The sequence below is a fragment of the Rhodococcus sp. R1101 genome (assembly GCF_000278445.1).
GTDB lineage: Bacteria > Actinomycetota > Actinomycetes > Mycobacteriales > Mycobacteriaceae > Rhodococcus > Rhodococcus gordoniae.
Genome location: NZ_AJVB01000250.1, coordinates 1 through 5,631, shown reverse-complemented (window position 1 = coordinate 5,631; position 5,631 = coordinate 1). Strand labels below are relative to the sequence as shown.

Sequence of the window (5,631 nt, the reverse complement as noted above, 5' to 3'; positions counted from 1 at the left end):
AACGACCCGTTGCGCAGTTCGGCGATCGAATCCGTCCCCTCGAGCAGTTCCCGGTCGTGCCCGGCGACCAGCACCGTACCGGGGAACCGGTCGAGCGCGTCCTGCAGTCGCGTACGGCCGTCGGCGTCGAGATTGTTCGTCGGCTCGTCGAGCAGCAGCACGTCCGGTTCGTCGAGCAGGCGTGCGGTGAAGGCGAGCAGCACGGTCTCTCCGCCGGAGAGCTGACCGACGGTGCGATCGAAATCGCCGGTACCGTAAAGGATCCGGTCGAGACCCACGCGATGCATGAGCGCGAGCGCGCGGTCCTCGATGTCCCACCGGTCGCCGACGATCTCGAAGTCCCGATCGTCGATCGATCCGGATTCGATGCGTCGCAGTGACTTTCGGATCTCGCCGATGCCGAGGACGGAATCGACCGGCACCGCCGGATCGAGCGTGACGTCCTGGGGGAGGTAGGCGACCCGCCCCCGTACGGTCGACGAACCCGAGGTCGGGCGGAGTTCGCCCGCGATCAACCGGAGCAGAGTGGTCTTCCCGCTTCCGTTACGGCCCACCAGGCCGATCCGCCCGGCCGGGACGACGGCATCGAGATCCTGTACGGCGGAGGTGCCGTCCGGATGGACGTAGGAAAGTGCGGACAGCGTGATACCGGATGAAGACATGGTGGCTCCCGAAGGGTGAGGGTCGGCTGCGCGAATGCGCGGGGACGGAACCGCTCACAGGAGCAACGGACTTCTCCGATCGACGGGTACGGGATGCGGACACCATGGTGGATCCTGCACCGTCCGGGATGCAACCGAATATTTCACCCCGGCGCCTACCTGCGGTAACAGGCACGGGACCGAAAGTGCGGGCATGATCGGGACCGTGCGGATCCGACTGCTGACCCTGGGTGTCGCGACAGCGACGGTGCTGTCGCTGCCTGCGTGCGCGACCGGCCCCGATCAGCCGGAGACGATCGCGGAGGAATTCGCGGCCGCTCTCGACGTGGGCGACGTCGCGGGGGCGGCCGCGCTGACCACCGACCCGGCGGCGGCGGAAACCGCCATCGGCGCCCTCTTCGAGGGGCTCGGCAACGACGATCCCTCCGTGAGTGTCGCGGGGACGGGCGACGGCGACACCTTCGACCTCGACGTGAGGTGGACCTTCGGGGAGGGCCGCGACTGGTCGTACCGGACCACCGGCAGCGCGACGGAGGATCCGGCGGCCGACGCGTGGCGTGTCCGCTGGGATCCCGCCGTGCTCTCGCCGGAACTGGCGGGCGGCGCATCGCTGCAGTACCTGACCACGGCCGGTGCCCCGCCGACGATCTTCGACCGGGCAGGGCAGCCGCTCATGGGGGAGCAGGTCGTCACCGTCGTGAACCTCGACGCCACCGCCGACCCGGCGGCGGTCGCGCCCGTGCTGGCCACGGTCGTCCCGACCGTCACGGCGGAGAGCCTCACCGAGCAGGTCGCGGCGGCCGGTGGCGGTGCCGCGGGGGTCATCACCCTGCGTGAGGACGACCTCGCACCCATCGAGGAGCGCCTCGCTGCGCTGCCCGGCGTGACGCTCGTGCCGCAGACCCGTCTGCTCACCACCGAACGTGCTCTCGCCTCGCCCGTGTGGTCCGGTCTCGCCGAACTCTGGCAGGAAGGACAGGACGCCTCGGCGGGCTGGGTGGTCCGGCGGGTCGCGGCGGACGGTGCCACCACTCGGGTCGCAGGTGAGTCGGGACCGGAGGCCCCCGACCTGACCAGCACGATCGATCTCGGCCTGCAGCGACGGGCCGAGGAGGTCCTTGCGACCTTCGACACTCCCGCGGTGATCGTCGGGATCGAGCCCGCGACGGGCGCGATCCGCACGATGGCCCAGAACGAGGCGGCCGACGCCGAGGGCCCGGTGGCCGCGACGGGTCTCTACCCGCCGGGTTCGACATTCAAGGTGGTGACGACGGCGGCAGCGCTCGGTGCCGGTCTCGCCGAACCCGGCACCGTGCTGCCCTGCCCGGGGGTCGCCTCGATCGGCTCGCGCACGATTCCGAACGACGAGAACTTCGACCTCGGGCCCGTGCCGCTGCACACCGCGTTCGCGTTCTCGTGCAATACGACCATGGGGCGGCTCGCCCTGGATCTGCCTCCCGACGCGTTGCGCGCGACGGCCGAACGGCTCGGTCTCGGCATCGATTACGTCACGCCCGGTCTCGTCACGGTCACGGGTGATGTGCCGGTCACCGACACCGATGCGGCCCGCGTGGAAGCAGCGATCGGGCAGGGAGAGGTGACGGCGTCGCCGTTCGGGATGGCGCTGGTCGCGGCCTCGGTCGCGAACGGCCGGACACCGGCTCCGATGCTCGTCGAAGGGCAGCCGGCCACGCCGGATCGGGACGCCGAAGCGGTGCCGGAGAACGTGCTCGCGGCACTGCGAGAGATGATGCGCGAGACTGTGATCGAGGGTACAGCCGGTACGTTGCGCGACATTCCCGATCTGACGGGGAAGACGGGGACGGCGGAGTACGGTGACAACGTCGGGGCGCACGGCTGGTTTATCGGCTCACAGGATAATCTTGCCTTCGCGGTGTTCGTGGCAGGGGCGGACGGCTCGGCCCCCGCAGTCGAAGCGGCGGGGCGATGGCTGAGGGGGTAGGGCGCGTGGCGCAATTGTGATTGGTTCGTGCACAACGCGTGCTGGTATCTCGTGTGACTGAAGTGAAGGTTGTTACATATGAGATTTCGTGAGTGGCGGGGGAAACGAGGGCGTATCGTCGCGCTCGCCGTATGCCTCGTCGTGGCTGTCGTCGCTCTGACGACAGTTGTGTTCTCGGATTCTCGAAGCGAGGCGCAACGCCTCGTCGACGACTTCGTCGCCGCTCTCGACGATCGGGATGCAGCCACAGCGGCTGCCCTGACCTCCTACCCGAACGCGGCGGAGGAAACGATCGCGCAGATGTACGACGGCCTGTCCGACGGCACCGTCGACTACGACGTCACCCAGCTCGTCGAACTCAACGACGAGTCGGGATACTTCACCCTCTCCGCCGGATGGAACTTCGGCGAAGGCAAGGACTGGTCGTACCAGGTCACCGGAGCGGTACGGAAGCTCGCCGTCGGCTGGCGCGTGTCCTGGGACCCGGAGGTCGTCGTACCCGACCTGTCGGGCGGGCGCACCGTCCACCACGTGCGCACCGACGCCGCGCCGCCGAAGATCTTCGACCGCACCGGCCGTCTCCTCATGGAGGAACAGACCATCAACGCCGTGGTGCTCGATCCGGCGGCGATGCCCGATCCCGCCGACACCACCAACCGCCTCGCCGCGGTTCTCGCGCCGGTCGCACCCGTCGTCACCGCCCAGCTGATGCAGGAGCGGATGGACGAGGCCCCCGGCAACCGGGTCACCGCGGTCAAGCTCCGCGACCAGGACTACCAGTTCCTCCAGGACGACATCGTGTCCATCCCGGGTGTCGAGGTGCTCACCACCCCCACCCTGATCAGCGCCGATCGCCGGATCTCCACACCCCTGCTCGATTCGCTGCGTTCGGCCTGGCAGCTCGAACGCGACCGGACGGCAGGCTGGGCGGTCACGCTCGAGGATCCCGAGAGCGGCCCCATCCAGGTGGCCGGTTTCCAGGGCCCGCCGCCTCCGGATCTGCAGGCGACCGTCGACTCCCAGGTGCAGCTCGCCGCGAAGGAAGCGGTCGTCACCGCGGGTACGCCGGCCGCGGTGGTCGCCATCCAGCCGTCGACCGGCGGCATCCTCGCCGCCGACGTCAACAACTGGGCCATGGAACTCGGCCCGGTGCTCACCCACGGTCTCTACCCCGCCGGAGGTGTCCTCGATCCGCTCCGGCTGGCAGCCGGTCTCGAGCGCGGAGTCGACCCGAACGACGTGAGCTCGGACGACATCGCCACGACGGCCCGCAGCCTCGGGCTCGGCGTCGACTACGAGGTACCGGGCTTCGAATTCGAGACCGCGCAGATCGGGCACAATCCCTCCGGAGTGGTCCAGTTCGCCGGATCGGACTCCGACGAGAACCTGATCACCCCCCTCGGGGCCGCGGTGCTGGCCGCCTCGGTCGCTCGGGGCAGCGCCGCTGTCCCCACGATCGTCCAGGGGCAGGAGACCGTCGTCCACGACGCCCCCGAGGCGCTGCCCGCCTCTGTGATCGACGCTCTGCGCGGCATGATGATCGACAACGTGCAGAACGGTCCCGCGTCCTACCTCCGCGGCCACGCCGGTCTCGCGGGTATCGCCGCGGCGAGCGGCGACGACCGGTGGTTCTTCGGTTACACCGGTGGCGACCTGGCCTTCGCGGTCTTCGTCGCCGATGCGGACGGTGGCGACCGCGCGATCAAGATGGCCGACACGTTCCTGCGCAAGCTGAGCGAACCGCTCGTCGGAGACTGATCCGCCGCGCTCGGTACACCGAGGGCGATCGGGACCGCCCCCGGCCGCGTGGCCGAGGGCGGGTGCCCGAGTGGGTGTCTACTGCACGCCGTGCATGAGCTTCTTGATGCGCGGCGAGAACAGGGCGAGCACGACACCCACCGCGATCGACGCTCCACCGATCCACAGGTAGTACGGCACCTCGTCGGTCTCGTCGTAGAACCCGGCGAGAGTACCGGCCATGGCCGTGCCGCAGGCGACGGACAGGTAGAACAAGGCGACCATCTGCGTGTGGAAGTTCTTCGGCGCGAGTTTCGTCGACAGCGACAGTCCGACAGGGGACAGGAACAACTCGGCGAAGGTGAACAGCAACAGGATGAAGACCAGCCCGAGCAGGGGAGCGCTGTTGGCACCGCCACCGGCCATGGGGATGAAGCACAGGAATGCGATGCCCATGATGATCGTGCCGGCCGCGAACTTGATGGGCGACGACGGCTGGCGCGGTCCGAGCTTCGTCCACACGGCGGCGAAGACACCCGCGAACAGGATGATGAAGACGGGGTTGATCGACTGCACCCAGGACGGGGGGAACTCCCACCCGAACAGGTCGCGGTTCAGGCGCGTGTCGGCGTAGACGGCGACCATCGTGAACTGCTGCTGGAAGAGCGACCAGAAGACGGCGCTCGCGATGAACATCGGGATGAACGAGAGTACCCGGCTGCGCTCGATCGACGTGATCTGCTTGCTCGTCAGCATGATGACGAAGTAGGAGACGGTCGCGACGAGCGTCAGGACGACGACGATGTCGGACATGTTGTTCGTCGTGACGAGGCCGGTGAGCGCGGCGACCGCGATGAGGACCACGGCGATCAGGCCGATTCCGGCCGCCTTGGTGCGTGTCTCCGCCGGCAGGGGATGCGGCGGCACCTTGCCGATCTCGCCGAGGTGCTTGCGGTAGATCGTGTACTGCAGCAGACCGAGGAACATACCGACTGCGGCGAGACCGAAGCCCCAGTGGAAGCCGTGGCGATCGGCCAGGAAGCCCGTGAGCAACGGGCCGACGAGCGCGCCGAGGTTCACACCCATGTAGAAGATGGAGAAACCGGCGTCGCGTCGAGGATCCTGCTCGTCGTAGAGATCGCCGACGATCGACGTCGCCGTGGCCTTGAGACCACCGCTACCGAAGGCGACCAGCACCAGGCCTACCCCGACCCCGACGAAACCGGGCAGGACGGCGAGCGCGATATGGCCGAACATGATGAGCACGGC

Annotated in this window: 4 protein-coding genes; 2 read left to right on the top strand and 2 right to left on the bottom strand. The window is 68.6% G+C overall.

Annotated features, from left to right (window positions below):
• Positions 1-662, bottom strand: a 662-nt coding sequence (locus R1101_RS0115125) for an ATP-binding cassette domain-containing protein (RefSeq protein ID WP_016934237.1), incomplete at its 3' end; no start/stop codon positions are given.
• Between the two features lie 193 nt (positions 663-855).
• On the opposite strand from R1101_RS0115125, the gene R1101_RS0115120 reads away from it, so the two are divergent.
• Together R1101_RS0115120 and R1101_RS0115115 are read left to right on the top strand one after the other, a co-directional pair.
• Positions 856-2,625 (top strand): penicillin-binding transpeptidase domain-containing protein, encoded by a 1,770-nt coding sequence (locus R1101_RS0115120; protein ID WP_016934236.1) that lies wholly within the window; start codon positions 856-858, stop codon positions 2,623-2,625.
• A 78-nt stretch (positions 2,626-2,703) separates the two neighbouring features.
• Positions 2,704-4,383, top strand: a complete 1,680-nt coding sequence (locus tag R1101_RS0115115) for an NTF2-like N-terminal transpeptidase domain-containing protein (RefSeq protein WP_051017555.1) — start codon at positions 2,704-2,706, stop codon at positions 4,381-4,383.
• Between the two features lie 78 nt (positions 4,384-4,461).
• Here the strand turns inward: R1101_RS0115115 and R1101_RS0115110 are convergent.
• The coding region (locus R1101_RS0115110; RefSeq protein ID WP_016934234.1) for a peptide MFS transporter at positions 4,462-5,631 on the bottom strand (1,170 nt) is incomplete at its 5' end.